This window comes from Chthonobacter albigriseus (assembly GCF_013839445.1).
GTDB lineage: Bacteria > Pseudomonadota > Alphaproteobacteria > Rhizobiales > Pleomorphomonadaceae > Chthonobacter > Chthonobacter albigriseus.
On the sequence record NZ_JACDIT010000002.1, the window covers coordinates 367,532 to 390,935 of the forward strand.

24 protein-coding genes are annotated in these 23,404 nt (G+C 68.6%); 11 read left to right on the forward strand and 13 right to left on the reverse strand.

What is annotated here, in order from left to right; all coding sequences use genetic code 11:
* The first annotated feature begins 75 nt into the window (after nucleotides 1-75).
* Both HZ321_RS09875 and HZ321_RS09880 read left to right on the forward strand, forming a co-directional pair.
* Complete coding sequence (locus HZ321_RS09875; RefSeq protein WP_181702115.1) at nucleotides 76-969, forward strand: LysR family transcriptional regulator; 894 nt, start codon at nucleotides 76-78, stop codon at nucleotides 967-969.
* A gap of 112 nt (nucleotides 970-1,081) precedes the next feature.
* On the forward strand, nucleotides 1,082-1,414 hold the full coding sequence (locus HZ321_RS09880; protein ID WP_181702116.1) for an ArsR/SmtB family transcription factor: 333 nt from the start codon (nucleotides 1,082-1,084) through the stop codon (nucleotides 1,412-1,414).
* Between the two features lie 2 nt (nucleotides 1,415-1,416).
* Here the strand turns inward: HZ321_RS09880 and HZ321_RS09885 are convergent, their stop codons facing one another.
* The gene (locus HZ321_RS09885; RefSeq protein ID WP_181702117.1) at nucleotides 1,417-1,893 is read right to left on the reverse strand and encodes a methyltransferase family protein; all 477 of its coding nucleotides are present in this window, start codon (nucleotides 1,891-1,893) and stop codon (nucleotides 1,417-1,419) included.
* Between the two features lie 109 nt (nucleotides 1,894-2,002).
* Nucleotides 2,003-3,295 (reverse strand): NAD(P)/FAD-dependent oxidoreductase, encoded by a 1,293-nt coding sequence (locus HZ321_RS09890; RefSeq protein ID WP_181702118.1) that lies wholly within the window; start codon nucleotides 3,293-3,295, stop codon nucleotides 2,003-2,005.
* Between the two features lie 134 nt (nucleotides 3,296-3,429).
* Here HZ321_RS09890 and HZ321_RS09895 point away from each other — a divergent pair, with 134 nt between their 5' ends.
* The 4 genes from HZ321_RS09895 (at nucleotide 3,430) to HZ321_RS09910 (ending at nucleotide 8,299) form a co-directional block, all read left to right on the forward strand.
* Entirely contained in the window at nucleotides 3,430-3,762 is a 333-nt protein-coding gene (locus tag HZ321_RS09895) for a rhodanese-like domain-containing protein (RefSeq protein WP_181702119.1), read from the forward strand.
* Between the two features lie 183 nt (nucleotides 3,763-3,945).
* Nucleotides 3,946-4,146: a YgaP family membrane protein gene (locus HZ321_RS09900; protein ID WP_181702120.1), complete on the forward strand. Its 201-nt coding sequence runs from the start codon at nucleotides 3,946-3,948 to the stop codon at nucleotides 4,144-4,146.
* A gap of 14 nt (nucleotides 4,147-4,160) precedes the next feature.
* Entirely contained in the window at nucleotides 4,161-5,114 is a 954-nt protein-coding gene (locus tag HZ321_RS09905) for an efflux RND transporter periplasmic adaptor subunit (protein ID WP_181702121.1), read from the forward strand.
* A complete protein-coding gene (locus HZ321_RS09910; RefSeq protein ID WP_181702122.1) occupies nucleotides 5,111-8,299 on the forward strand; it encodes an efflux RND transporter permease subunit in 3,189 nt (1,062 codons plus the stop codon). Before HZ321_RS09905 ends, HZ321_RS09910 begins: the two co-directional genes overlap by 4 nt.
* An 82-nt stretch (nucleotides 8,300-8,381) precedes the next feature.
* Here the strand turns inward: HZ321_RS09910 and HZ321_RS09915 are convergent, their stop codons facing one another.
* Nucleotides 8,382-8,588: a hypothetical protein gene (locus HZ321_RS09915; protein WP_181702123.1), complete on the reverse strand. Its 207-nt coding sequence runs from the start codon at nucleotides 8,586-8,588 to the stop codon at nucleotides 8,382-8,384.
* Between the two features lie 243 nt (nucleotides 8,589-8,831).
* Between HZ321_RS09915 and mbfA the strand changes: the two genes are divergently transcribed.
* Nucleotides 8,832-9,824 carry an iron exporter MbfA gene (gene mbfA, locus HZ321_RS09920; RefSeq protein ID WP_181702124.1) on the forward strand — a complete coding sequence of 331 codons (993 nt, stop codon included), beginning with the start codon at nucleotides 8,832-8,834 and terminating at the stop codon, nucleotides 9,822-9,824.
* Nucleotides 9,825-9,879: 55 nt separating this feature from the next.
* On the forward strand, nucleotides 9,880-10,581 hold the full coding sequence (locus HZ321_RS09925; protein ID WP_181702125.1) for a DUF2161 domain-containing phosphodiesterase: 702 nt from the start codon (nucleotides 9,880-9,882) through the stop codon (nucleotides 10,579-10,581).
* Nucleotides 10,582-10,594: 13 nt separating this feature from the next.
* On the opposite strand, the gene HZ321_RS09930 is transcribed toward HZ321_RS09925, so the two are convergent.
* Nucleotides 10,595-11,845: a flavin monoamine oxidase family protein gene (locus tag HZ321_RS09930; protein ID WP_244635749.1), complete on the reverse strand. Its 1,251-nt coding sequence runs from the start codon at nucleotides 11,843-11,845 to the stop codon at nucleotides 10,595-10,597.
* An 87-nt stretch (nucleotides 11,846-11,932) separates the two neighbouring features.
* A complete protein-coding gene (soxR, locus tag HZ321_RS09935; RefSeq protein WP_181702126.1) occupies nucleotides 11,933-12,391 on the reverse strand; it encodes a redox-sensitive transcriptional activator SoxR in 459 nt (152 codons plus the stop codon).
* Nucleotides 12,392-12,470: 79 nt separating this feature from the next.
* Here soxR and HZ321_RS09940 point away from each other — a divergent pair, with 79 nt between their 5' ends.
* Nucleotides 12,471-13,025, forward strand: a complete 555-nt coding sequence (locus HZ321_RS09940) for an NADPH-dependent FMN reductase (RefSeq protein WP_181702127.1) — start codon at nucleotides 12,471-12,473, stop codon at nucleotides 13,023-13,025.
* A 45-nt stretch (nucleotides 13,026-13,070) separates the two neighbouring features.
* Here the strand turns inward: HZ321_RS09940 and HZ321_RS09945 are convergent, their stop codons facing one another.
* From HZ321_RS09945 to HZ321_RS09965, 5 genes are all read right to left on the reverse strand, one after another.
* Nucleotides 13,071-13,634: an SH3 domain-containing protein gene (locus tag HZ321_RS09945; RefSeq protein WP_181702128.1), complete on the reverse strand. Its 564-nt coding sequence runs from the start codon at nucleotides 13,632-13,634 to the stop codon at nucleotides 13,071-13,073.
* A 105-nt stretch (nucleotides 13,635-13,739) separates the two neighbouring features.
* On the reverse strand, nucleotides 13,740-16,925 hold the full coding sequence (locus HZ321_RS09950; protein WP_181702129.1) for an efflux RND transporter permease subunit: 3,186 nt from the start codon (nucleotides 16,923-16,925) through the stop codon (nucleotides 13,740-13,742).
* Nucleotides 16,926-16,978: 53 nt separating this feature from the next.
* Nucleotides 16,979-18,088: an efflux RND transporter periplasmic adaptor subunit gene (locus HZ321_RS09955; RefSeq protein WP_181702130.1), complete on the reverse strand. Its 1,110-nt coding sequence runs from the start codon at nucleotides 18,086-18,088 to the stop codon at nucleotides 16,979-16,981.
* A gap of 133 nt (nucleotides 18,089-18,221) precedes the next feature.
* Nucleotides 18,222-18,836: a TetR/AcrR family transcriptional regulator gene (locus tag HZ321_RS09960; protein ID WP_181702131.1), complete on the reverse strand. Its 615-nt coding sequence runs from the start codon at nucleotides 18,834-18,836 to the stop codon at nucleotides 18,222-18,224.
* A gap of 188 nt (nucleotides 18,837-19,024) precedes the next feature.
* On the reverse strand, nucleotides 19,025-19,207 hold the full coding sequence (locus HZ321_RS09965; protein ID WP_181702132.1) for a hypothetical protein: 183 nt from the start codon (nucleotides 19,205-19,207) through the stop codon (nucleotides 19,025-19,027).
* A gap of 355 nt (nucleotides 19,208-19,562) precedes the next feature.
* On the opposite strand from HZ321_RS09965, the gene HZ321_RS09970 reads away from it, so the two are divergent.
* Nucleotides 19,563-19,934: a hypothetical protein gene (locus HZ321_RS09970; protein ID WP_181702133.1), complete on the forward strand. Its 372-nt coding sequence runs from the start codon at nucleotides 19,563-19,565 to the stop codon at nucleotides 19,932-19,934.
* A gap of 67 nt (nucleotides 19,935-20,001) precedes the next feature.
* Nucleotides 20,002-21,609 carry a peptide chain release factor 3 gene (locus tag HZ321_RS09975; RefSeq protein WP_181702134.1) on the forward strand — a complete coding sequence of 536 codons (1,608 nt, stop codon included), beginning with the start codon at nucleotides 20,002-20,004 and terminating at the stop codon, nucleotides 21,607-21,609.
* Nucleotides 21,610-21,625: 16 nt separating this feature from the next.
* Here the strand turns inward: HZ321_RS09975 and HZ321_RS09980 are convergent, their stop codons facing one another.
* From HZ321_RS09980 to HZ321_RS09990, 3 genes are read right to left on the reverse strand one after another with little or no spacing between them, the layout of a single operon-like run.
* Nucleotides 21,626-22,144 (reverse strand): GNAT family N-acetyltransferase, encoded by a 519-nt coding sequence (locus HZ321_RS09980; RefSeq protein WP_425305388.1) that lies wholly within the window; start codon nucleotides 22,142-22,144, stop codon nucleotides 21,626-21,628.
* A gap of 7 nt (nucleotides 22,145-22,151) precedes the next feature.
* Complete coding sequence (locus tag HZ321_RS09985) at nucleotides 22,152-22,718, reverse strand: helix-turn-helix domain-containing protein (RefSeq protein ID WP_181702136.1); 567 nt, start codon at nucleotides 22,716-22,718, stop codon at nucleotides 22,152-22,154.
* Nucleotides 22,719-22,764: 46 nt separating this feature from the next.
* Nucleotides 22,765-23,247 (reverse strand): Pycsar system effector family protein, encoded by a 483-nt coding sequence (locus tag HZ321_RS09990; protein WP_181702137.1) that lies wholly within the window; start codon nucleotides 23,245-23,247, stop codon nucleotides 22,765-22,767.
* Nucleotides 23,248-23,404: the final 157 nt, after the last annotated feature.

The following is a 23,404-nucleotide window of genomic DNA, read 5'->3' on the forward strand; positions in this document are numbered from 1 at the left end:
CCGCATTTCATTTCGCTTGAATCACGAAGTTCGGCGGGCTTTCATCGATTTTCGTCAATGTGAATGAGGCGCGGCATGCGGCGGCTAAGCGGGATCGACCTCAGGCTCCTGAAGATCTTCGCCACCGTCGTGGAGTGCAACGGCTTCCAGAATGCGCAGATCGCGCTCAACATCTCGCAATCCACCCTCTCCACCCATATCGCCAGCCTGGAGGCGAAGCTCGGATCGCGGCTCTGTGAGCGCGGGCGCGGCGGCTTCAAGCTGACGCGCGCCGGCGAGGAAACCTACGAGGGCGCGCAGGACCTGTTCCGCTCGATCGAGTCCTTCGAGGCGCGGATGGGCCGCGTGCATGGGACGGAGAGCCAGCGCTTCCGCATTGGCGTGATCGATACGGTCGTTTCCTCAGCGGGGATCGGCCTGGACCGGGCGATCGCCCTCTTCGGCGAGGCCTATCCCGACGTGTTCGTGGACCTGGAGGTCACCACCCCGCAGACGCTTGAGCGCAGCCTCACCGAGGGCCGGCGCGACGTGGTGATCGGTCCGTTGTCGCAATCGGTTCCGGCGCTGGAGTACCGCGAGGTGATTGTCGAACAGCACTCGCTCTACTGCGGGCGCGAGCACCCCTGGTTCGATCGGGAGGACGCGACGATCACGCGCGCCGACTTCCAGGCGGCCCGCTTCTCCGTGCGTGCCTACCGCTACTTCGACGACGTCTATCGCTTCGGCAAGGCGACCGCCAACGCCAGCGTCTCCAACATGGAGGCGCAGGAGATCCTGGTGCTCTCCGGCCGCTATGTGGGCTTCCTGCCCGACCACGCGGCCGAGCGTTGGGTGCTAGCGGGTCGCATGCGGGCGGTGCGGCCGGCCGACTGGGGCCTGACCTCCCGGTTCATGGTGGCTTGGGATCCAGCAGGCGAACTGCGGCCGCTCAAGCGCGCCTTCGTCAGAATGCTCTGCCGCGAGGGCTGATCGCTCGGGCCCGGCCGGCTGCTTCTCTCGTCTGGAGTTGCGCAGGTGCGGCGAAATCGGGCGGCCAAGCCGGACTCTTGTATTTTAGCGATTACTCATATACCTTAGCAGCATGACCACACCCGTCCCGACCCTCTGCGACAGCCCCGCGTCCGAACTCGATATCCTGGAAGGAAAGGCCGAACAGGCAGCCCGCCTGCTCGCCGCGCTCGGCCAGACGAAACGGCTGATGGCGCTCTGCCGGCTGGTCGATCGCGAGATGTCCGTCGGCGCGCTGGCGGAAGCGGTCGGGCTTGGCCACTCCGCGCTGTCGCAGCATCTGGCGCGGCTGCGCGACCTCGGCATCGTGGCGACCCGGCGCGACGGGCAGACGATCTACTACCGGCTCGCCTCGGACGACGCGCGGCGGCTGATCTCCGTTCTCTACGACATCTACTGCCGCTGAGGTCAGGCCTTGCGCCGGATGCCGAGCCAGCGGGGGGTCTGCGCCTTGTAGGCGTCCCAGGCGCGGCCGAACTGTTCGCGCAGATGCACCTCCTCGCGCTCGATCGCGAGGCGCTGCACGGCGACGGCCATGACGAAGGCGGCCACCACGGTCCACATCGAGCCGAGCCCGATGCCGAGTCCGATCACCAGGATCGTGTTCCCCAGGTAGATCGGATTGCGCGTGAAGGCGAAGGGGCCGGTTGTCACGAAGTGCTCCGCCGGCCGGTGCGGCAGCACGTTGGTCTCGGCGCGGATCATCGTCAGCACCGCCCAGGCATCCAGGCTCAGTCCGACCAGAACCAGAATCCAGCCAAGGGTATGGGGCAGCCCGAGTGCCGTCGGTGCCATCTGCTCCATCAGGAACGCGCCCACCAGCGCCATCAGCAGCAAAAGCGGCGGCCATGGCACGGTGTTTGGCGGCGCAACGCGACCCGTCATCATCAAGTCTCCTGGCGGCGTGGCACGGGGAACCGGCAGCGACTGCCGCAGCGGATCCGAGCCAGGCCTGCCCGCCCCCCCGAGGAGCGGCGGGCGCAGGATAAATAAGTCAGGTGCGCTCGTCGACCTTGATCGCCTTCAGTTTATCGATCCCGAGCGCCTGCAGGGCGAGCCTCTCGTAGAACGGCTCAGACTTGCCGATGCGGATCTTGCGCAGGAAGTACTTCTCAAAGCCGATCTTCGCGGCGTGGACCCACTTGCCGGACGAGGACCAGTTGACGTTGCGGGGCGGTATCTGCGGCTGGGCCACGAAGGCGACGCCCCCGTCGCCGAAGTCGGCGAGGCAGACCGCGTTCCAGGTCGCCTCGGCGTCCGGCTCGCGACCGTCCACCAGACGGGCGATGTTGTGGGCCGTCGCCGTCACCATGCTCTCGATCATGAAGCCGGTCTTCGGCACGCCGACCGGCACCGGCGTCTTGCCGACCGGGGGAATGGCGACGCAGACGCCGACGGAGAAGACGTTCCTGAAGGCCGGGTTGCGCTGGTGCCGGTCGGCCAGGATGAAGCCGCGCGGGTTGGTGAGGCCCTCGATGCCGCGCACGGCGGCCACGCCGCGGAAGGCCGGCAGGATCATCGAATAGGCGAACGGCAGGTCATGGGCGGCCTTCAGCGAGCCGTCGTCAGCAAGTTCGCTGACATGCATCGTCCCCGCCTCGACCTTGTCGATCCTGGCGTTGGTGACCCACTTCACGTGGTGCTGGCGCATCTCGCTTTCGAGCAGCGACTTCGTATCGCCGACACCGTCGAGGCCGAGGTGGCCGACGTAGGGTTCGGCGGTCACGAAGGTCATCGGCACGCGGTCGCGCACCTTGGCGTCACGCAGCGCCTTGTCGAGCACGAAGGTGAATTCGTAGGCCGGGCCGTAGCACGAGGCGCCCTGGGCCGCGCCGATGATCACCGGCCCGGGGTTCTTCACCAACTGGTCGAAGGCTTCCTTGGCCTTCAGCGCGTGGTCGACGTGGCAGATCGACTGCGTGTGCCCCTCCGGCCCGAAACCCTCGATCTCGTCGAAGGCAAGGTCCGGGCCGGTGGCGATGACGAGGAAGTCGTAGGATACGGACTGGCCGCCCACCAGTTCGATCCGGTTCTCCGCGGGGTGGAGGCGGGCCGCGCCTTCCGGGTGGAGGGCGATGTCGCGCTTGGCGAAGACGGGGGCCAGATCGACCTCGATCGATTCCCGGTCGCGCCAGCCGACGGCGACCCACGGATTCGACGGCACGAAGGAGTATTTCGACCCCTTGTTGACGACCGCGATCTCGTGGTCGCGCCCCAGGATATCGCGCAGTTCGTAGGCCATGATGACGCCGCCCAAGCCGGCGCCGAGGACTGCAACACGTGCCATTTCCGGATCCTCCCGATCCATGCGCCCCGTTTCGGGGACCATTCGCCGCATTCCCGCAGAAGGGGTCTTGCGGCTCAGGAGACGTACGGTATATTAGCGAATACGAAAATACAAATACACTTTGGAGTAAGTGCATGTTCGGTTTCTCCCGCCCGGCGGCCAAGACGGTCTCGCCCGAAGAAGCGCGGTCCCTGGCCGAGTCCGGTGCGATCCGTCTCGTCGATGTGCGGGAGGCCGGCGAGTGGGCGCAGGGGCGGATCGCCGGCGCGATCCACGCGCCGCTCTCCAGGCTCCGCGACCTGGCGGGCACCCTGCCCTCCGACAAGCCCGTGGTGTTCTACTGCCTGTCCGGCGCCAGGTCCGGGCAGGCGGTGGCGCTCGCCAAGGCGCTTGGCCTGCCGCACGACACGCACATGGCCGGCGGCATCTCCGCCTGGCGCGCGCACGGTTTCCCGCTCACCCGCTAGCGGTCGGCTTCCGCTGTGCGGGCGACCGCCAGCGGCCCTGGGCCCGATCGCCGGACTTCCGCCGGCGGTCGGGTCCAGGTGATGGTCCCGGCCCTGAAAATCGAAGCGATCGCCTTCATCTCCCCCTTGCAATGCCTCTTGTATTTTAGTATCTACTAATCTACTAACTCACGGAGTGTTTCCATGACCCTCGACCGATCCGTTCTCGCCTTCGCCGGTGTGATGGTGCTGCTGTCCGTCGTCCTCACGGCGTATGTTTCCCCCTACTTCGTCTGGTTCACCGTCTTCATCGGGTTCAACCTGATCCAGTCGGCCTTCACCGGCTTCTGCCCGGCCGCGACGGTGTTCAAGGCGCTCGGGATCAAGCCGGGCTGCGCCTTCTGAACCGGAGATCTCCCATGCGTCCGCTGATCCTGGCCCTTGCCCTCTCCGCCGCGGTTCCTGCTGCCTTCGCCGGCACGCTCACGGTCGCTCCGACCACGGTGCCGGAGTGGAAGGCCGTCTACGGCCGGGTGGAGGCGCGGGACCTGATCCCCGCCCGCGCCCGGATCGGCGGCACGCTGGTCGCGCTTGAGGTGACCGAGGGAGACGCGGTCAAGGCCGGGCAGCGGATCGCAACGGTTCGCGACGACAAGATCGCATTCCAGGTCAACGCCTTGGACGCGCAACTTCGCGCGCTTCAGGCGCAGCTCGCCAACGCCGAATCCGAGCTCGCCCGCGGCCAGGCGCTGGTGGAGAAGGGCGTCACGACCGCACAGCGGCTCGATCAGCTCCGCACCCAGACCGATGTCTTCCGCAACCAGATCGCCGCGGCGGAAGCCCAGCGGCAGGTGGTGGTCCAGCAGGGGCAAGAGGGCGAGGTGATCGCGCCCGCGGACGGCAAGGTGCTGACCGTGCCCGTCACCAAAGGCGCGGTCGTCATGCCGGGCGAGGCGATCGCCACGATCGGCGGCGGCGGCTTCTTCCTGCGCCTCGCCATTCCCGAGCGCCATGCCGCCATGCTGGAGGAAGGCGCCGCACTGCAGATCGAGACCGGTTCGGCGCCCACCACGGGTCGGCTCGCCAAGGTCTACCCGCAGATCGAAAACGGCCGCGTCATCGCCGACGTCGAGGTGGAGGCGCTTCCCACGGCCTTCGTCGACGCCCGCCTCCTCGTCCGGGTGCCCGTCGGCGCTCGTCAGGCGATCGTCGTTCCCGCCGCGGCCGTCTCGACCCGCTCGGGCATCGACTTCGTCCGCGTCCGCGCCGGCGATGCCGAGATCGAACGGGTCGTCGTGGTCGGCGAGCGCACCGGCACCGACGTCGAAGTCCTGACCGGGCTCCACACGGGCGACGAGGTGATCACGCCATGAAGCTCGGCATCGCCGGCGGCCTGACGCGCACCTTCATCGGGTCCGCGCTGACGCCCCTGTTCCTGCTCGCCGCGCTCGCCATGGGGCTGGTCGCGCTGATCACGCTCCCCCGCGAAGAGGAGCCGCAGATCTCCGTCCCGATGGTGGACATCCACGTCCGCGCGCCCGGTCTCAAGGCGGAGGACGCGGTCAAGCTCGTCACCGAACCGCTGGAGACAATCGTCAAGGCGATCGATGGGGTCGAGCACGTCTACTCGCAGACCCGCGACGACGCGGTGATGGTCACCGCGCGCTTCCTGGTCGGCACCTCGTCCGACGCCGCGGTGCTGCGCGTCCACGACAAGCTGCGCGCCAACATGGACCGCATTCCCGTCGGCATCCCGGAGCCGATGGTCGTCGGCCGCGGCATCGACGACGTGGCGATCGTCTCGCTCACCCTGACGCCCGTGCCCGCCGCTGCCGCCACGATCTCCGCCAACGACCTCACCCGCATCGCCCGCGAGCTCCGCACCGAGATCGCCAAGGTCGACAACGTCGGGCTCAGCTATCTCGTCGGAGAGACCGGCGAGGCGATCAGGATCGCGCCCGATCCGGAGCGGCTGGCGATGACCGGCGTCACCCTGCAGCAGCTCTCGGGCAAGGTCACGGGCGCCAACCGGTCGTTCTCCACCGGGCTCGTCCGCGACGGCGGCCAGCAGATCGAGGTGGTCGCCGGCGAAACGCTGCAGACGCCGGCCGAGATCGGCAACCTCCTCCTCACCACGCGCGACGGCCGCCCGGTCTACGTGCGCGACGTCGCCGACGTCTCGCTCGTCACCGACACCGCCGACCTCCATGTCTCCAGCGTCACGCGGACCGCGGACGGCGCAATCCAGCGCGTTCCGGCGGTCACGCTCGCCGTCGCCAAGCGCGCCGGGTCCAATGCCGTGACCGTCGCGGAGGAGATCCTGCACCGGGTGGAGAGCCTCAAGGGGTCGCTCATCCCGGAGACCGTCGCCGTGGAGGTGACGCGCGACTACGGCGAGACCGCCAACGAGAAGGCCAACGAGCTCCTCTTCCATCTCGGCCTTGCGACCCTTTCCATCATCGCGCTGGTCTGGTTCGCGATCGGCCGGCGGGAAGCCTTCGTCGTCGCCATCGTCATTCCGGTGACGATCCTCCTCACCCTCTTTGCGGCCAACGTGATGGGCTACACGCTCAACCGCGTGTCGCTGTTCGCGCTGATCTTCTCCATCGGGATCCTGGTCGACGACGCCATCGTGGTGATCGAAAATATCGCCCGCCACTGGGGCATGAACGACGGACGCGACCGGCGGGAGGCCGCCATCGAGGCGGTCGCGGAGGTCGGCAATCCGACCATCGTGGCCACCCTCACCGTCGTCGCGGCGCTGCTGCCGATGCTGTTCGTCAGCGGCATGATGGGGCCCTACATGAGCCCGATCCCGTCGAACGCGTCGGCGGCGATGATCTTCTCCTTCTTCGTGGCGGTGATCGTCACGCCCTGGCTGATGCTGAGGGTGGCCGGCAAGGCGCCTGTTCACGCGCACGGCGACCATTCGACCGGCGGCCCCCTCGGCCGGGCCTACGCGGCCGTCGCGCGGCCGATCCTGTCGTCGAAGGCGACGAGCTGGCTGTTCCTCATCGTGGTCGGATTGCTCACGCTCGGCTCGCTGGCGCTCTTCTACACCAAGGACGTCACGGTGAAGCTGCTGCCGTTCGACAACAAGTCGGAGCTCGCCGTCGTCATCGACCTGCCGGAAGGCTCGTCGGTCGAACAGACCGACGCCGTCGCCCAGGCGGTCGCGGCCGCGGCGCTGGAGATGCCCGAGGTGATCTCGGCGCAGACCCACGCCGGCACCGCCGCGCCGTTCAACTTCAACGGCCTCGTCCGGCACTCCTATCTCCGTGCGGAGCCGCAGCTCGGCGACGTCCAGCTCAACCTGACGCCCAAGGCCGAACGCGAGCGGTCCTCGCACCAGATCGCGCTCGACCTCAGGCAGCGGGTGAGCGCGCTCCCGGTTCCGCCGGGCACGTCGCTGAAGGTGGTCGAGCCGCCGCCGGGCCCGCCGGTGATGGCGACGCTTCTGGCGGAGATCTACGGCCCCGACGCCGACACCCGACGCCGCACCGCGGAGACGGTGGAGGCCGCGTTCCGGTCCGTGCCGTTCATCGTCGACGTCGACAATTCCTTCGGCACGCCCGCCCGGCGGCTGCGCACCACCATCTCCACGGACGACCTGGAGTTCTTCCACGTTGAGGAGAGCGACGTGTTCGACACGCTCGCCATCCTCAACGGCGGAGCGACGGTCGGCTACTCGCACCGGGGCGGCGGCCGCCCCCCCATCCCGATCCGAGTGGAGCGCCCGAAGGGCGAGAAGGTGGTCGACGAGCGGTTCCTCTCCACGCCGATCCCCGCCAACGTGCTGCCTGGCGACCGCGGCGTCGTGGAACTCGGCGACGTGGTCCGCGTCGGCAAGGAGACCGCATCGTTCCCGATCTTCCGCCACAACGGCCGCTTCGCGGAGATGGTGACCGCCGAACTCGCGGGCGCCTACGAAGCGCCGCTCTACGGCATGCTCGCCGTCCAGGAGGCGCTCGATGCGCAGGATTGGACCGGGCTCGCCAAGCCGGAGATCGCGCTGCACGGGCAGCCGGCCGACGAGACGAAGCCGACCCTGCTATGGGACGGCGAGTGGGAGGTGACCTGGGTCACCTTCCGCGACATGGGCGCGGCCTTCGGGGTGGCGATGCTCGGCATCTACATCCTGGTCGTCGCGCAGTTCGGATCGTTCAAGGTGCCGCTCGTCATCCTGACGCCGATCCCGCTCACCTTCATCGGCATCCTCGGCGGGCACTGGCTGTTCGCGGCGCCCTTCACGGCCACGTCGATGATCGGCTTCATCGCGCTTGCGGGCATCATCGTGCGCAACTCGATCCTGCTCGTCGATTTCGTGAAACACTCCGCCTCGCCGGACAAGCCGCTGACCGAGGTGCTGATCGAGGCAGGGTCGATCCGCTTCAAACCAATCCTGCTCACCGCGCTGGCGGCGATGATCGGCGCGGCGGTGATCCTGACCGATCCGATCTTCCAGGGGCTGGCCATCTCGCTGCTGTTCGGGCTCGCCTCATCCACGCTGCTGACGGTCCTCGTGATCCCGGCGATCTACCGCGTGCTCCGCACCTGAGGACGGCAGGCTCGGAACGCGGAACGGCCGGATCGGGGAAGCCCGGTCCGGCCGTTGTGTGTCCGTTGGTTCAGTCGACCGATCAGGTCCGCGAGGGAATCTGCGCCATGATCTTCTTGGCGATGACCACCGCGAACGGGATCGCGACGACAAATCCCGCACCGGCCGCGATCGGGATGTTCTCCATCGCCTTGGCGTAGAGCGCGGGGACCGTGAGCACCACCGTCACGAACGATCCGGCGAGCGTGGTGCCGAGCACGATCCAGATGAGCACTGCGAGTTTCAGCATTTTAGCAACTCCTAAATTGCCCAACGACGCTACGCCCGTTCCGATCCGCTGCTGTTGACCTGGATCAAAGCGCGCGAGCGGAACCCCGATCCAGGCTGCGATCGTTCCCCACCTGGCTGTCGCAGAGACCTCGAACGATCACCGGCAGCGGCGTGCCGACGTGGGCTTCAGCGCTGCTTGACCGACCTCGGGTCGGGGTCTATGTCATCATTAGATTAGAACCATTCCAATCTCGGAGAGGCCATGCTGTCCCGTCTTTCGCTGTCCGGCTTCGGCGGCAAGCGCCGCTTCGACGACCTCACGGAGCAGGAGGTGCTCGCCCTCGCGATCTCCTCGGAGGAGGAGGACGGGCGGATCTACGCGGCCTATGCGGCGCAGCTCCGGGCGGAGTATCCGTCGTCCGCCGCCGTTTTCGACGGCATGGCCGCCGAGGAGGACGGGCATCGCCGGCGGCTCATCGACGCCTACCAGCAGCGCTTCGGCGACTTCGTCGTGCCGATCCGCCGCGAGCACGTGGCCGGCTACTACACCCGCAAGCCGGTCTGGCTGGTGAAGAACCTTGGGCTCGACCGCATCCGCGACGAGGCCGAGGACATGGAGCGGCAGGCGCACGCCTTCTATCTGGCCGCCGCCGCCCGCTCCACCGACGCCGGGACGCGCAAGCTCCTCGGCGACCTCGCCGCGGCCGAGGCGGGCCACCAGAAGACCGCGGCCGGCCTTGCCGCGGAGCACCTCGGCGAGGAGGAGAAGTCCACCGAGGACCAGGCGGCGCGCCGCCAGTTCGTGCTCACCTGGGTGCAGCCGGGTCTCGCGGGGCTGATGGACGGCTCGGTCTCTACCCTTGCGCCGATCTTCGCCACCGCCTTCGCGACGCAGGACCCGTGGACGACCTTTCTCGTCGGCCTGTCGGCGTCGGTCGGCGCGGGCATCTCGATGGGCTTCACGGAAGCCGCGCACGACGACGGCAAGCTGTCCGGACGCGGCGCGCCCTGGAAGCGCGGCCTCGCCTCGGGTGTGATGACCGCACTCGGCGGCCTCGGGCATGCCCTGCCCTACCTGATCCCCAATTTCTGGACCGCCACGATCCTCGCCTTCGTGGTCGTGTTCCTGGAGCTCTGGGCGATCGTCTGGATCCAGAACCGCTACATGGAGACGCCGTTCCTGCGCGCCGCCTTCCAGGTCATCCTCGGCGGCGGGCTCGTGCTGGCGGCCGGCGTTCTGATCGGGGCGGCATAGCAGCCCTTCCCCGCCCGGCCTTTCAAGGACCGGCCACCTGTGGCAGGTACGGGCGATGGAGACCCAGCTCTACGCCCCCGTGAAACGATTCCTGGAAGACCTCGGCTTCGCCGTCAAAGGCGAGGTCGGCGGCTGCGACGTGGTCGCGCTGCGCGACGGCGAGCCGCCGATCGTGGTGATCGGCGAGCTCAAGATGAGCTTCAACCTGGAACTCGTCCTGCAGGGCGTCGACCGCGCCGGCTCGGCGGACGAGATCTGGCTCGCGGCGCCGATGTCGGCGCGCGGCAAGGGCCGCGAATCGGATCCCCGCTTCCGCAACCTGATCCGCCGCCTCGGCTTCGGCCTGCTCGGCGTCACCGCGGCGGGCGGCGTGGAGATCCTCGTTCCGCCCACCGCGCCGCTACCGCGCCGCGATCCCAAGCGCCGGTCGCGCCTCGTCGACGAGCACCGGCGCCGGCAGGGCGACCCGGCGGTCGGCGGCGGCAATCGCGCCCCGATCATGACCGCCTATCGGCAGGACGCGCTCGCCTGCGCCGCGGCGCTTTCCGAAGGTCCGCTGCGGCCGCGCGACATCAGCCCGAAGGTGCCGACCGCCCCGAAGATCCTGTTCGGCAACGTCTACGGCTGGTTCGCCCGCAAGAGCCGCGGCGTCTACGAACTGACCGCCGAGGGTCGCGCAGCGCTTGCCAAGTGGCCGCAGAAGGATCCGCCGAAGACCCCTCCGGGCTCCGGCGACGACGCCCCCCGGCTCGGCTGACCGCCGCCACCGGTCAGGCCGGTCCAAGCCCCGCCAGCGCCTCTTCCGCTGCGCGAACGCCGGTTCGGTACGCGCCGTGCGCCGTCGAGAAGTCGTGGCGAGAGGTCGCCTCGCCGGCGAAGAACAGCCGCCCGTCGACCGGCGCAGCCAGGCGCGCGCGCTCATCCGCCCGTCCGGGGAGCGCGGCGGAATAGGAGCCACGCGCCAGCGGATCGGAAGCCCAGGCCGTCGCAGCGACCACCCGGAGCCGTCCGCGGATCGCCTCGCCGAACAGGCCGGCGAGTTCGTCCGTCGCAAAGGCGGCGAAAGCCTCGACGCCGCCGGCCTCCAGGTCGCGGGCCAGCGTTCCGCCGAAGTAGCCCTCGATCAGCGGCCGGCCGAAAGGCTTCAGGTGATAGCTGCCCGTTCCAGCCCGGTCGGTTCGTCCGAAGACATGGCCGGCCGGCAGCTCCTCGGGCCGATCCAATGCCAGGAACAGCTTGTCCGCGACGCCGAGCGGCAGCCCTTCCGCCGCCTCGCGCTTGTCCGGCAGATCGGGCGTGAAGCAGACCGCGCCGGCGGCGAGCAAGGTCGGTGGAAGCGTCACGATCACCGCGCGGGCCTCCACGGTGCCGCCAGTCGTCTCCACGCGGATCGTCCGGCCGGAATGGTCCACCGCGGTCACCGCACACCCCGTCAGTACCGGCAGGTCGCGGCCGTGGGCGGCGACCACCGCGCCGTAGCCGTCGGGCACGCGCCAGTTCACGTCGGTGTCGGCGTAGCGGACGTAGTCGCGCAGCGAGGTCTTCGACAGTTCCGTCCCGTTGACGTAGGTGTTCACGGCGTCGATCAGCGGCGACCAGCGGTCGCCCGGCTCCAGCAGGTCGGCGGCGGGACGGTCCGGCCCGTCCTCGTCCTCCGCTTCCAGGCGCTCGAAGAAGCGGCCCATGGAGGCCTGGAGATCCTGCTCTTCGCCCGGCTTGAAGCCGACTCCGCCGGCCTGCACGCCCCAGGTCGGCGGTCTGCGGTCGATCGCGAACCCGTGGCTCTCGGCGATGGCGACCCACGGGTTGCGATCCGCCGAATGCAGCCAGCCGCAGCCGAAATCGATGGGGTCGCCGCCGACGCGCTCGGTCCAGGCCCGCCCGCCGATGCGCTCGCGCGCCTCCAGGATCACGAAGGACCGTCCGGCCTGCAGCAGCCGGCGCCCCGCCCCGATCCCCGCCGCGCCCGCGCCGATCACCACGACGTCGGCGGCAGAGGATGTCAGTTCGGGTGCAGGCATGGGATCTCCGGCGGCTCGTATTCGGCCGCCCAGGAAGAGTGGAAACCTGCCTGCGGTCAAGGCTGCCCGCATCGTCGCGGTCTGGCCTCAGGGCTCCAGCAGCCGTGGCCCCGATCCTTCCTCCGACAACTCGTCCCAAGGGTTGCGCAACGGACAGGACCGGGTGGAGAGGCAGCCGCAGCCGATGCAGTCGTTCAGGTGATCACGCAGTTTTGTAAGCCGAGCAATGCGGTCGTCGAGGTCGCTTTTCCAGACGGCGGAGAGCCGCTGCCAGTCGTCCGCGTCCGGAGTCCGCCCGTCGGGCAGCGACGACAGGGCGTCCTTGATCTCGGCGAGCGGAATCCCGGTGCGTTGCGCCACCTTGATGATCGCCACCCGGCGCAGGATCTCGCGGTGGTAGCGGCGCTGGTTGCCGGCCGTGCGATGACTGCGGATCAGCCCTTTCGCCTCGTAGAAGTGCAACGTCGAGACAGCGATCCCGCTGCGCTCGGCAACTTCACCGACCGTCAGTTCGCGATGGTAGCGGCTCGGATCCACGCGGCCCATGGCGACCCCTTGACCTCAACTATGGTTGAGGTTCTATCTAGGGTGCTCCTCGACGGATATGCAAGGAGCATCATTCCCCATGAACGACACCCTCAATCTCGCCCTGGTCTACGGCAGTGCCCGCGAAGGTCGCTTCTGCGACACCGTTTCGGCCTGGGCCCGCTCCGAGATCGAAGCCGACGGGCGGTTCTCCCTCGACATCATAGACCCCGCCGCGCTGCCACCGACGCGGGACGGCGCTGGCCTGCTCAAGGCCCATGTGGCGAATGCGGACGCGTTCATCGTGGTCACCCCGGAGTACAACCACGGCTATCCGGCGGACCTGAAGGCGCTCATCGACCGCGCCTATGCGGAGTGGAACGCCAAGCCGGTCGCCTTCGTCTCCTACGGCGGCGCGTCGGGCGGGTTGCGGGCCGTCGAGCAGCTGCGGCAGGTCTTCGCCGAGCTCCACGCCGTCACGATCCGCGACAGCGTGATGTTCCCCAATGCCTGGAAGCAGTTCGGCGAGGACGGGCGCCTGCTCGCGCCGGAAGGGCCGCAGGCGGCCATGCGCGCCACCCTCGCCCGGCTGTGGTGGTGGGCCGACGCTCTCCGCGCGGCACGCTGGAACCGGCCCTACAACGAAGCCGCCTGAGCTGGCCGACGGGCGGGCGCCTTTTGTCCCGCGCCTGCCCGCCGTTCAGCAGCGGCCCTTCTTGGCCTGTCCCGGCGGGCAGTGGCGGCCCTTGCCGTGGCCCTTCGGCGCGGAGCCGCGCGGCTCGATGAGCTCGATCCGGACTTCCGGCTCGGCGTATTCGCGCGCCCGGACGGTCCGGCGATGGCGGTCCTCGTCGCGGCGGTCGCGGAAGAAGACGTCGCGCTCGCGGTACCAGGAGCGGTCGCGGTAGTGGCGGTCCCAGTAGCCGAGGCCGCCGAAGGCGACCACCGGCCAGTCGACGCGGGGCGACAGGTCGCGCAGCACCAGCCGGCCGTCGCCACCTTCGAACTCCAGCAGCCGGGCGGAGATCCAGCCGCGGTCGAAGTCGGTTGTGACATCGCACCAGCTGCCGTCGGACAGGCAGCCGTGCACCTCGACGGGCTCGCCGGCCGGCACGCGGTCCACCACGGGATAGCGCGTGCTCGGGCCGGCCCGCATGTTCACCGTGGTGACGGGATAGGCCTCCAGGACGGCGGCGGCGGCGGGCGCCAGCAGGTAGATCGCCGAGGCGGTCAGCGTGGCCGCGAGAATGACGGGCTTGAGCATGGTTCCTCCAAGGGTTTGGAGGAGTAACGAACGGGAGCCGGATTTACTCCCCGGCGAACGGCCCGGCGCGACCGCACGCCGGTCGTGGTCCCGTGCGGCGGCATCCTATTCCGCCGCCACCGGCAGAGCGTGAATCTCCCCGCGTGCCGGCGGAAGCGCCGCCGTAGGCGCCGCCTCTTCCGTTGGGGCGACCGCTTCCGCCGCCTTGCCGCGGACGGGCGCCTTGACGCGGAACCAGAGCGCGTAGAGCGCCGGCACGAACAGCAGCGTCAGAACGGTCGCGACCGCCAGGCCGCCCATGATGGCGATCGCCATCGGCCCCCAGAACACGTTCTCCGACAGCGGAATCATCGCGAGGATCGCCGCTGCGGCGGTCAGCACCACCGGCCGGGCGCGGCGCACCGTCGCCTCCACCACCGCGTCCCACGGGGTCGCGCCGGCGTCGAGGTCATGGCCGATCTGGTCGACCAGGATCACCGTGTTGCGCATGATCATGCCGGCGAGCGCGATGACGCCGAGGAGGGCCACGAAGCCGAAGGGCTGCTGCCCGATCAGGAGGCCGAAGGCCGCCCCGATCAGCCCCAGCGGTGCCGTGGAGAACACCAGCGCCAGCTTGGAGAAGCTCTGCAACTGGATCATCAGCAGCGTCAGCATGGCCAGGATCATCACCGGGAAGATCTGGAACAGAGCGCCGTTCGCCTTAGCGCTTTCCTCCACAGATCCGCCCATCTCGATGCGATAGCCGACCGGAAGCTGGTCCATCACCGGCTTCAGCGTGGGCAGGATCGCGTTGGAGACGTCCGGCGGCTGGACGCCGGGCACCACGTCGGCGCGCACGGTGATCAGCATGTCGCGGTTCTGGCGCCAGAGGATGGGCTCCTCGTGGGCGTATTCGATCCGCGCCACCTGCGACAACGGTACCACCATGCCGTCGCGCGCGGTGATCGAGAGGTCCGGCAGTGCCTCCAGGTCCAGCCGCTCGTCCGCCTCGGCGCGGGCGACGACGCCGACCTTCTCGATGCCGTCGCGGATCGTGGTCACCTCGAAGCCGGACAGAAGCGTCGCCAGCGTCTGGCTGATGCTCTCCGGGGTCAGGCCGAGCGCGCGGGCCCGGTCCGGATCGACCGCGAGGCGGACGACCTTGGCCTGGTCGTTCCAGTCGAGGTTGGCGCCCACCGTCTTGTCGTTCTTCGCCACGAGGTCGCGGACCTCGTAGGCGATGCGGCGCACCTCCAGCGGGTCCGGACCGATCACGCGGAACTGGACGGGGTAGCCGACCGGCGGGCCGAGCACGAGTTCGGAGACGCGCACCTGCGCCTCGGGGACGGCCCCGCCGTCGATCCAGGCGTCGAGGCGCGCCTTCACCCGATCGCGGGCTTCCGCGTCCTTGGCGTAGAGCACCACGATGCCGTAGTTCGCCTTGGGCAGCTCGGGGTTGGAGGCCATGAACCAGCGCGGCGCGCCGCCGCCGGTGTAGGAGGTCCAGGTCGTCACCTCCTCGTCCCCTGCGATCCGGTCCTCCACCTTCTTCATCGCCGCCTCGGTCGCCTTGAACGAAGCGCCCTCCGGCAGGCGCACCTCGGCCATCAGCTCCGGGCGCGGCGAGTTGGGGAAGAACTGCTGCTGGACGAACTGGAACGACCAGATGGCGGAGGCGAACAGCATCAGCGTCGCCAGCACGACGATCACCCGGTGGCGCACACACCAGCGGATCAGGGCGCGCAGGATCCGGTAGGCACGGCCCTGGTAGTTGCCGCCGTGGGCATGCGAATCAGCGCTCTCGCCGTGTTTCTTCATGTCGGGCAGCAGCTTGACGCCGAGATAGGGCGTGAACACCACGGCGACGATCCACGAGGCGACCAGCGCGATGCCGACCACCCAGAAGATGCCGCCGGCGTATTCGCCCGCGCTCGACTTGGCAAAGCCGACGGGCAGGAAGCCGGCCGCTGTGACGAGCGTACCGGTCAGCATCGGAAAGGCGGTCGACGACCAGGCGAAGGTCGCCGCCTGGATGCGGTCGTAGCCCTCCTCCAGCTTCACCACCATCATCTCGACGGCGATGATCGCGTCGTCCACCAGGAGGCCGAGCGCGATGATGAGCGCACCGAGCGAGATGCGCTCCAGACTCATGCCCATGAGGTCCAGCACCACCATCACCATGGCCAGCACCAGCGGCACGGCCAGCGCCACGACGATGCCGGTGCGCCAGCCGAGAGACAGGAAGCTCACCGCGAGCACGATCGCCAAGGCCTCCACGAAGACGCGGAGGAACTCGCCGACGCTCTCCTCCACCACCTCGGGCTGGTCGGCGACCTGCTCGATGTCGAAGCCGACGGGCAGGTCCGCGCGGACCTCTTCCATCGCCGTCTCCAGGTCGGCGCCGAGCGTCAGGATGTTTGCGCCGTCGGCCATCACCACGCCGATCGCGAGCGCCGGACGGCCCTCGTGGCGGACGGTGTAGGTCGCCGGATCCTCCGTCCCGCGGGACACCTTGGCGATGTCGCCCAGGCGGAAGGTCGCCCCGTTCGCCGTCACCGGCACTGCCTCCACCGCCGCGACGCCGTCGAGCGCGCCTTCGACGCGCACGTTGATGCGGTCGGTGGGCGTGTCGATCGACCCTGCCGGTGTCACTGCGTTCTGCGCGGCGATGCTGTCGAAGATCGTCTGCGGCGCGATGCCGAGGGCGGCGATCTTGGCGTGGCTGAACTCGACGAAGATCTTCTGGTCCTGGTCGCCGTAGAAGCGGACCTTCTCCACGTTGGGCACGCGCAGGAGCCGCTGGCGGATCGCCTCGGCTTCCGTCTTCAGCCCGGCCAGCGACACGCCGTCGCCCTGCAGCATGTAGAGCGCGCTGTCGACGTCGCCGAACTCGTCATTGAAGAACGGGCCGATCACGCCCGCAGGCAGGCTGCCGCGGATGTCGCCGACGCGCTTTCGCACCTGGTACCAGATGTCGTCCACCTCGGCCGGCGGAGTGCTGTCCTTCAGCGCGAGCTGGAGAAAGGTCTGGCCGGCCTTGGAGTAGGTCCGCACCTTGTCGAAGTGAGGCACCTCCTGCAGCGTCTTCTCGATGGGATCGGCCACCTGCCGCTGCATCTCCTCCGACGTCGCCCCCGGCCAGACGGCTGAGATGATCATCGCCTTGATGGTGAAGGCGGGATCCTCCGCGCGGCCGAGGCGGGCGTAGGAGAACACGCCACCGAGCGAGATGACGATGATCAGGAAGAGAACCAGCGCCTGGTGGGTCACGGCCCAGCGGGACAGGTTCAGCCTGGAAGCGAACTCCGACATGGGAGGCCTCATTCAACGAGTAAGACGTGAGGTTTCAGGCGCGGTGCGGCGCTTCAGTCTGCGGAGGCGAGGCGCACCTTGGCGCCGTCCTTCAGCCGGTTGACCCCGAGCGTGACGATGGTGTCGCCGGGCTTCAGGCCGCCTGTCACCACCACGTCCCCGGTCTCGAAGCGGGCGACCTCGACGGCGGTCTTGGCGATCGTCGACGACGTCCGGTTCACGGTGAACACCATCGGGCCGCGGCCTTCGTCGAGCACGGCGGTCGAGGGCAGCCGCACCACCGGGCGCGGGTCGCCCTTCATCAGGGAGAGCGTCGCGGTCATCCCAAAGCGGACGGCGTCGTCGGCGTCGGGGATCGAGAACCGTGCGGCGTAGGTGCGCGTCACCGGGTCGGCCTGCGGCGACACTTCGCGGAGCGTCGCGCGGTAGGACGCATCGTCCGCCCACAGCGAGACCTGCGGCACCGACGCCTGGAGATCGCCGAGCCGGCTTTCCGGGATGGCGACCAGGATCTCCTTCTCGCCGCCGGCCGCCAGCGTCACCACCGGCGAACCCTGCCCCACCACCTGCCCGGCTTCCGCCGAGACCGCCGTGACGACGCCGTCGGCGCTGGCGGCGAGGTCGGCGTAGCGGCGCTGGTTGCGGGCTAGCTCCAGCTGCTTCTCGGCCGTTTCCAGCCTCGCCTTCGCCTCGTCGAGGTCCAAGCGCCGGCCGTCGTAATCGGCCTGAGACACATGCCCCTTCGCGAGCAGATCGGCGGCGCGGCGTTCGTCGGCGGCGACACGGGCGAGATTGGAGCGGGCCGCCGACGTACTCGCCTCGGCCTGCTGGAGCGAGAGGTCCAGGTCCTCCGGATCGAGCCGCGCGATAACGTCGCCCGCCTTCACGGTGTCGCCCACGTCGACCGTCCGCTCCGCCAGCTTGCCGGCCACACGGAAACTCTCCGCGACGAGGCGGCGCGGCTGGATGGTGCCGGTGTAGTTGCGGCTTTCGGCGAGCGACACGGGGTGGACGGTGGCGACCTGGACCACGGGTGCCGGAGGCTCCGGGATGACTTCGGCCGCCTCCTCGCCCTGGCAGGCGGCAAGCCCCAGCGGCAGGGCGAGCGCGGCGGCGAGGGCGGCTTTGCGAAGGCGGTTCGGAACGGCGGGTCGGGAGGTCATGGCGCCTGTCCTGTCGTGACGTAGGTTTACTGTTGACTTTTCATAGTCGTCAGTTTTTGGGGCCGAAAAAGACGCCCGAAGGCGTCGCCGGATCGATGTCGGGGGCGGGCCGTCAGCCGGCAGTCCGCCCGGTTCAGTCGTTGCGCAGCGGCCGAAGCGCGCGGATGATGAAGCGGGCCATCTGGCGGGAGCGCTGGTCCAGGTCCTCCTCGATGCACTGCTCGATCATCAGCGGATGCAGCAGCATGCCGTAGGCGCCCTTGACGCAACTTGCCGCCCCTTGCGGATCGTCGACCTCGAACTCGCCGGCCTCGATACCCTCGCGGATCAGGCCTTCGACGATGGTCACCAGCCGCCCGGTGTAGTTCTCCACCGTCTGCCAGTTCTCCGACATCGCGGCCGCGACCATGTCGTGCACGCGCTTCTCCTGAAGCAGCGTTTCGCGGTTGTGGCGATGCATTTCCACCAGAAGCCGCTCCAGCCGCTCGGCCGCGGTGCCCTTGCCGCGCACGATCGACCAGGCCAGTTCGATCGCCTCGTCCAGCACGCGGCCGCAGATGCACTCGTTGATCGCGCCCTTCGACGAGAAGAAGCGGTAGACGTTGGCCGGGCTCATGCCCAAGGCCTCGGCGATGTCGGCCACCGCCGTCTTCTGGTAGCCGACGCGCCGGAAGTGCTCTTCGGCAACCTCCAGGATCTTCGCCCGCACCTCGTCCGGATCGCTGCGACCGCGCTGCACCTTGCTCATCTCATCCTCGATAACTGATGATTTTTGTAATTCGTCACTCGTCAGGAGTCAACGAAGCGCAAATCACAGGCGCGTGAGTTTCGATGATCGAGCGAAGGGAACGTTGCGTCAACGCTCCCGAAGCATCACCGGTGCGCGTCGGTGTGCGGCTGGCAGTTCGCCGTCACGGCGAATGCAGGCAGTCACTCTCACCCTAGCGCGTCCAGCGCCGCCAGCCCTGCCGGCGTGGCGCACCAGACGCCGTCGACCTGCTCCACCAGCCCGCTCGCCACAAGGCGGCGGAGCACCGCGCCATCCTGGATCAGGTCGTGGTCGGCAGCGATCGCGGCGAGCGTCGCCCGCTCGTCGTCGGTCAAGGTGTCGTCGCTCATCGCGTGCTCTCTTTCACTTCGCTTCGAGTACAACCAACGCTTGAAACGCTCGCCAGATCCACCCGATCTACGGTCATTGGCCTGATGTAATCGCCGCAAATGATGCAACCCGTTCTCAACCCTCGCAATTCGCCTGTCCGCATGCGATCGGGTTAAGCAGCGGTTAGCTTCATCGCTAGAAGCGAAACCGAATGCCCTGACGATTTGCCCCGCTCGCCGTTATATTGGAGACGTTTCCGGCACGCGCCAAATCATGCCAGGCTTCTTCAGGAGCCGGCCTACAACACCTCAGCGTCGCCAGCGTCTCGGCCATTTGCCAAAGACCATTTATCGCGAACCTGCGGGTTTCATTTCCATGCCGCGCCAGCACAGTTCCGACGACGGTCCAAGGGGCACCGGGGAGCCCCTCGACCCGGCACGCGTCGACGTCACCGACGTCGTGCGCGTGCTCCGCCTCCTCCTTACCGCGGTCGAGATGTCCGGCGAGGACGGACTGCGGTTGACAAACGACGCGCCGCTTGTTGGTTTGGCGCGCACGCTGGTGGGTGGCACCGGCGCCTACCACCATTCGTCCCGCACGGCGCTGATGGCGCTGCGCGATCTGGTCTGGAGGGTGGACAGCGCCAAGGCCCTCCTCGAGCAGCGGATGGACGCGGAGGGACGTGCCGAGCTTGCGGCCCTCCTTGCCACCGACGACATCCATATGTTCCTGAGGCAGGAACCCTGACCGACTCCGTGCACCGCGGCGGCCGGCAGACACCCGGCCGCAACGGCACCATCGGAGCCGAGACATTATGAGTTCCACTCTCGAGGTTCCTGCCGCGGGATCTCTTTCCGAGCAGGTCGCGCGCCGCCGCACCTTCGCGATCATCTCGCACCCGGACGCCGGCAAGACGACGCTGACGGAAAAGCTGCTGCTGTTCGGCGGCGCGATCCAGCTCGCCGGCCAGGTCCGCGCGCGCGGCGAGAACCGCCGCACCCGATCGGACTGGATGAAGATCGAGCGCGACCGCGGCATCTCGGTCGTTACCTCGGTGATGACCTTCGAGTACGGCGGCAAGGTCTTCAACCTCCTGGACACGCCGGGCCACGAGGACTTCTCCGAGGACACCTACCGGACGCTGACGGCCGTCGACAGCGCCGTGATGGTGATCGACGCGGCCAAGGGCATCGAGGCGCGGACGCGCAAGCTGTTCGAGGTCTGCCGGATGCGCGACATCCCGATCGTCACCTTCATCAACAAGCTCGACCGCGAGGCCCGCGATCCGTTCGAGATCCTCGACGAGATCGAAAAGACGCTGGCGCTCGACACCGCGCCGATCACCTGGCCGGTCGGCTCCGGCAAGGACTTCCTCGGCACCTACGATCTGCGCGGTGGCCGCACCCGGCTGATGAACGACAAGAACGACGAGCACGCCGACATGATCGACGACGCAGCGCTCGACACGCTGCTCGCCGAACGGCACATGTCGGGCATCCGCGAGGAGATCGAGCTCGCCAAGGACGGCACGCCGGAGTTCGACCTCACCGCCTTCCGCCAGGGCCACATGACGCCGGTCTACTGGGGCTCGGCGCTGCGCAACTTCGGCATCAAGGACCTGCTCGACGGCCTCTCGGCCTTCGCGCCGGCCCCGCGCGACCAGGACGCCGACCGGCGGACGGTGAAGGCGGAGGAGCCGAAGATGACGGCCTTCGTTTTCAAGATCCAGGCGAACATGGATCCCAACCACCGCGACCGCATCGCCTTCATCCGCCTCTGCTCGGGCAAGCTCCAGCGCGGCATGAAGGTCAAGCACGCCCGCACCGGCAAGCTGATGAGCCTCACCGCGCCGCAGTTCTTCTTCGCGCAGGAGCGGCACATCGCCGACGAGGCCTGGGCCGGCGACGTGGTGGGCATTCCCAACCACGGCACGCTGCGGATCGGCGACACGCTGACCGAGGGCGAGGACATCACCTTCGTCGGCGTGCCGAGCTTCGCGCCGGAGATCCTGCGCCGCGTGCGGCTGGAAGACGCGATGAAGGCCAAAAAGCTGAAGCAGGCCCTACAGGAGCTCGCCGAGGAGGGCGTCGTCCAGGTGTTCCGCCCGGTCGACGGCTCGCCGGCGATGGTCGGCTTCGTCGGCGCGCTGCAGCTCGACGTGCTGCAGAACCGGCTCGACCAGGAGTATGGCCTGCAGGTCGGCTTCGAGGCGAGCCAATACAACATGGCCCGCTGGATCGGCGGCGAGAAGGCCGACGTGGAGGAGTTCCTCAAGGGCAACCGCTCCGCCCTCGCCGAGGACGTCGACGGCGAACCCGTCCTCCTCGCCACCTCCGGCTACGCCTTCAACTACATCAAGGACAAGTGGCCGAAGGTCCGCTTTACCGACGTCAAGGAAGTCCAGGCGAAGAAGGCGGCGTGAGCGGCGGGAGAGCGGCTCAGCCCAGCCGCTTCCAGTAGACCCGCGTGCCCGACATACGGCCGTCGGGCGTCAGCGCGAAGTCGGGGATCTCGCCGGCCTCCTGCCAGCCCAGGCCGGCGTAGAACCCGGCCGCCCCTTCCACCGACGCGGTGTCGAGCACCAGGAGCCAGCGGCCCTCGCCGGCGGCGATCGCCTCGGCGGCCTTGAGCAGCGCGGTGCCGATTCCCCGGCCCCGGTGGCTGGCGCGGGTCATCATCTTGGCGATCTCGGCGCGGTGCGGCTGGTTCTCCGGCAGGCCGGTCACCAGCGTCACGGTGCCGACCAGGAGCGGGCCGTCGTAGGCGCCGAGCACCACGCGCTCTCCGCGGGCCGCGGCGTCCAGCGAGCCCTGCCAGAAGGCGGCCGCCTTTTCCGGCGCCAGCGGGTGCATGAAGCTCACCGAGCCGCCGCCCGCGACGGTTTCCACCAGGATCGTGGCCAGCGCGTCGACCGTGGCGCGGTCCGGCCCCAGCCGGCGGATCTCGACAGGCGTCACAGCGGCGTCAGCTTCGGGCGAGAACGACGACATAGGTGCAGGGCTCCGCGCTTTCGTTGGCGATGACGGTGTCGGCGGGCGGGCCGAAGCCCAGGCAGTCGCCGGGGCCGAGGTCGTGGCGCTCGCCGCCCTCCTCGACGACGAGCCGGCCGGATCGGACCCAGACGGCCTGCCGGATCCGGGCGTAGGACGAGGCCGGCAGCGGCACGCGCACGCCGGGCGGCATCTCCACCTCGGTGATCTCCAGCGGGTTCTCCGTGCGGCTGAACACCTGCCGGCGGCGATAGCCGGTTTCGGGGTCGCGCCACGTCGGCTGTTCGGCGGCGCGCGACAGGCGTCCGCGCTCGCGCTCCGCCTTCAGCATGAGCCCGGCGAGCGTCAGGTCGAAGGCCGTCGCCAGCCGCACCAGGATCACCGCCGTCGGGCTCGTCTCCTCACGCTCGATCTTCGAGACCGTGGCTTTGGCGACGCCGGACCGCGCGGCCAGTTCGCCCATCGACCAGCCGCGCGCCTCGCGCTCCTCGCGGATGCAGCGGGCGATGCGGGATGAGGAATCGTCCACGATCGTTGACATTCGTCGCTTATAGTGGACGATCCGATCGCCGGCAAGCGCAACGACCTCACCGCAGCGCCAGCAGCGCTAGGTGGGCCGCGATGGTCACCACCAGCGAGCGGAAGGCCACTCCCACCCAGAAATACTTGGTCCGGCAGATCGCGGCGAGATGGCTGATGTTGGTGCGGTATTCGTTGACGAGGTAACCCGCTTCGGCCGTCTCCGCCGCCTTCATCAGCCGCTCGCCGGCTGCGTCCCAATTGCCCCAGAACAGAGACGAGCCGCCGCTTCTTTGGCGTGGCAATACCACCCAGATCGCCGAGAACAAGGTCAGGCAGAGTGCCGCCGCGGCCACCGTGGAAAGCGCGATCACCAGCCAGCTCGCGCCTTCATAGCGGTGGACCGTGAACAGCTCGCGCGCCTCCGACGACCAGACGAGCAGCGCCAGCATGAAGGTGAAGATATAGGCCGCCTTCTGGTCGGCGCCGCGGACCTGGTCGTAGAAGGTCCGGTTGACCTCCTTGAGGTGATCGAAGAAATCCTTGTCCATCATTACTTTCCAAAGGAGAGCATCCGGGGTCCGGACACGCCGGATTGGCTTTGCGATGGGCTATCCACTGGAAGGGGACGGGGTGAACACAACAGCGGGCCATCCACAGGCCGGCTGTTTCTCCGTCATTCCTCGCAATTGACAGTCGTGCATCAGC

Bases quoted from the DNA above. Each gene is read 5' to 3' on its own strand.
- HZ321_RS09880 (WP_181702116.1), top strand. From the start codon at position 1,082: ATGACCACACCCGTCCCGACCCTCTGCGACAGCCCCGCGTCCGAACTC.
- HZ321_RS09895 (WP_181702119.1), top strand. From the start codon at position 3,430: ATGTTCGGTTTCTCCCGCCCGGCGGCCAAGACGGTCTCGCCCGAAGAA.
- HZ321_RS09900 (WP_181702120.1), top strand. From the start codon at position 3,946: ATGACCCTCGACCGATCCGTTCTCGCCTTCGCCGGTGTGATGGTGCTG.
- HZ321_RS09925 (WP_181702125.1), top strand. From the start codon at position 9,880: ATGGAGACCCAGCTCTACGCCCCCGTGAAACGATTCCTGGAAGACCTC.
- HZ321_RS09915 (WP_181702123.1), bottom strand. From the start codon at position 8,588: ATGCTGAAACTCGCAGTGCTCATCTGGATCGTGCTCGGCACCACGCTC.
- HZ321_RS09945 (WP_181702128.1), bottom strand. From the start codon at position 13,634: ATGCTCAAGCCCGTCATTCTCGCGGCCACGCTGACCGCCTCGGCGATC.
- HZ321_RS09950 (WP_181702129.1), bottom strand. From the start codon at position 16,925: ATGTCGGAGTTCGCTTCCAGGCTGAACCTGTCCCGCTGGGCCGTGACC.
- HZ321_RS09975 (WP_181702134.1), top strand. From the start codon at position 20,002: ATGAGTTCCACTCTCGAGGTTCCTGCCGCGGGATCTCTTTCCGAGCAG.
- HZ321_RS09890 (WP_181702118.1), bottom strand. From the start codon at position 3,295: ATGGCACGTGTTGCAGTCCTCGGCGCCGGCTTGGGCGGCGTCATCATG.
- HZ321_RS09875 (WP_181702115.1), top strand. From the start codon at position 76: ATGCGGCGGCTAAGCGGGATCGACCTCAGGCTCCTGAAGATCTTCGCC.
- HZ321_RS09885 (WP_181702117.1), bottom strand. From the start codon at position 1,893: ATGACGGGTCGCGTTGCGCCGCCAAACACCGTGCCATGGCCGCCGCTT.
- HZ321_RS09970 (WP_181702133.1), top strand. From the start codon at position 19,563: ATGCCGCGCCAGCACAGTTCCGACGACGGTCCAAGGGGCACCGGGGAG.
- HZ321_RS09965 (WP_181702132.1), bottom strand. From the start codon at position 19,207: ATGAGCGACGACACCTTGACCGACGACGAGCGGGCGACGCTCGCCGCG.
- mbfA (WP_181702124.1), top strand. From the start codon at position 8,832: ATGCTGTCCCGTCTTTCGCTGTCCGGCTTCGGCGGCAAGCGCCGCTTC.
- HZ321_RS09910 (WP_181702122.1), top strand. From the start codon at position 5,111: ATGAAGCTCGGCATCGCCGGCGGCCTGACGCGCACCTTCATCGGGTCC.
- soxR (WP_181702126.1), bottom strand. From the start codon at position 12,391: ATGGGCCGCGTGGATCCGAGCCGCTACCATCGCGAACTGACGGTCGGT.
- HZ321_RS09990 (WP_181702137.1), bottom strand. From the start codon at position 23,247: ATGGACAAGGATTTCTTCGATCACCTCAAGGAGGTCAACCGGACCTTC.
- HZ321_RS09985 (WP_181702136.1), bottom strand. From the start codon at position 22,718: ATGTCAACGATCGTGGACGATTCCTCATCCCGCATCGCCCGCTGCATC.
- HZ321_RS09940 (WP_181702127.1), top strand. From the start codon at position 12,471: ATGAACGACACCCTCAATCTCGCCCTGGTCTACGGCAGTGCCCGCGAA.
- HZ321_RS09930 (WP_244635749.1), bottom strand. From the start codon at position 11,845: ATGCCTGCACCCGAACTGACATCCTCTGCCGCCGACGTCGTGGTGATC.
- HZ321_RS09955 (WP_181702130.1), bottom strand. From the start codon at position 18,088: ATGACCTCCCGACCCGCCGTTCCGAACCGCCTTCGCAAAGCCGCCCTC.
- HZ321_RS09960 (WP_181702131.1), bottom strand. From the start codon at position 18,836: ATGAGCAAGGTGCAGCGCGGTCGCAGCGATCCGGACGAGGTGCGGGCG.
- HZ321_RS09905 (WP_181702121.1), top strand. From the start codon at position 4,161: ATGCGTCCGCTGATCCTGGCCCTTGCCCTCTCCGCCGCGGTTCCTGCT.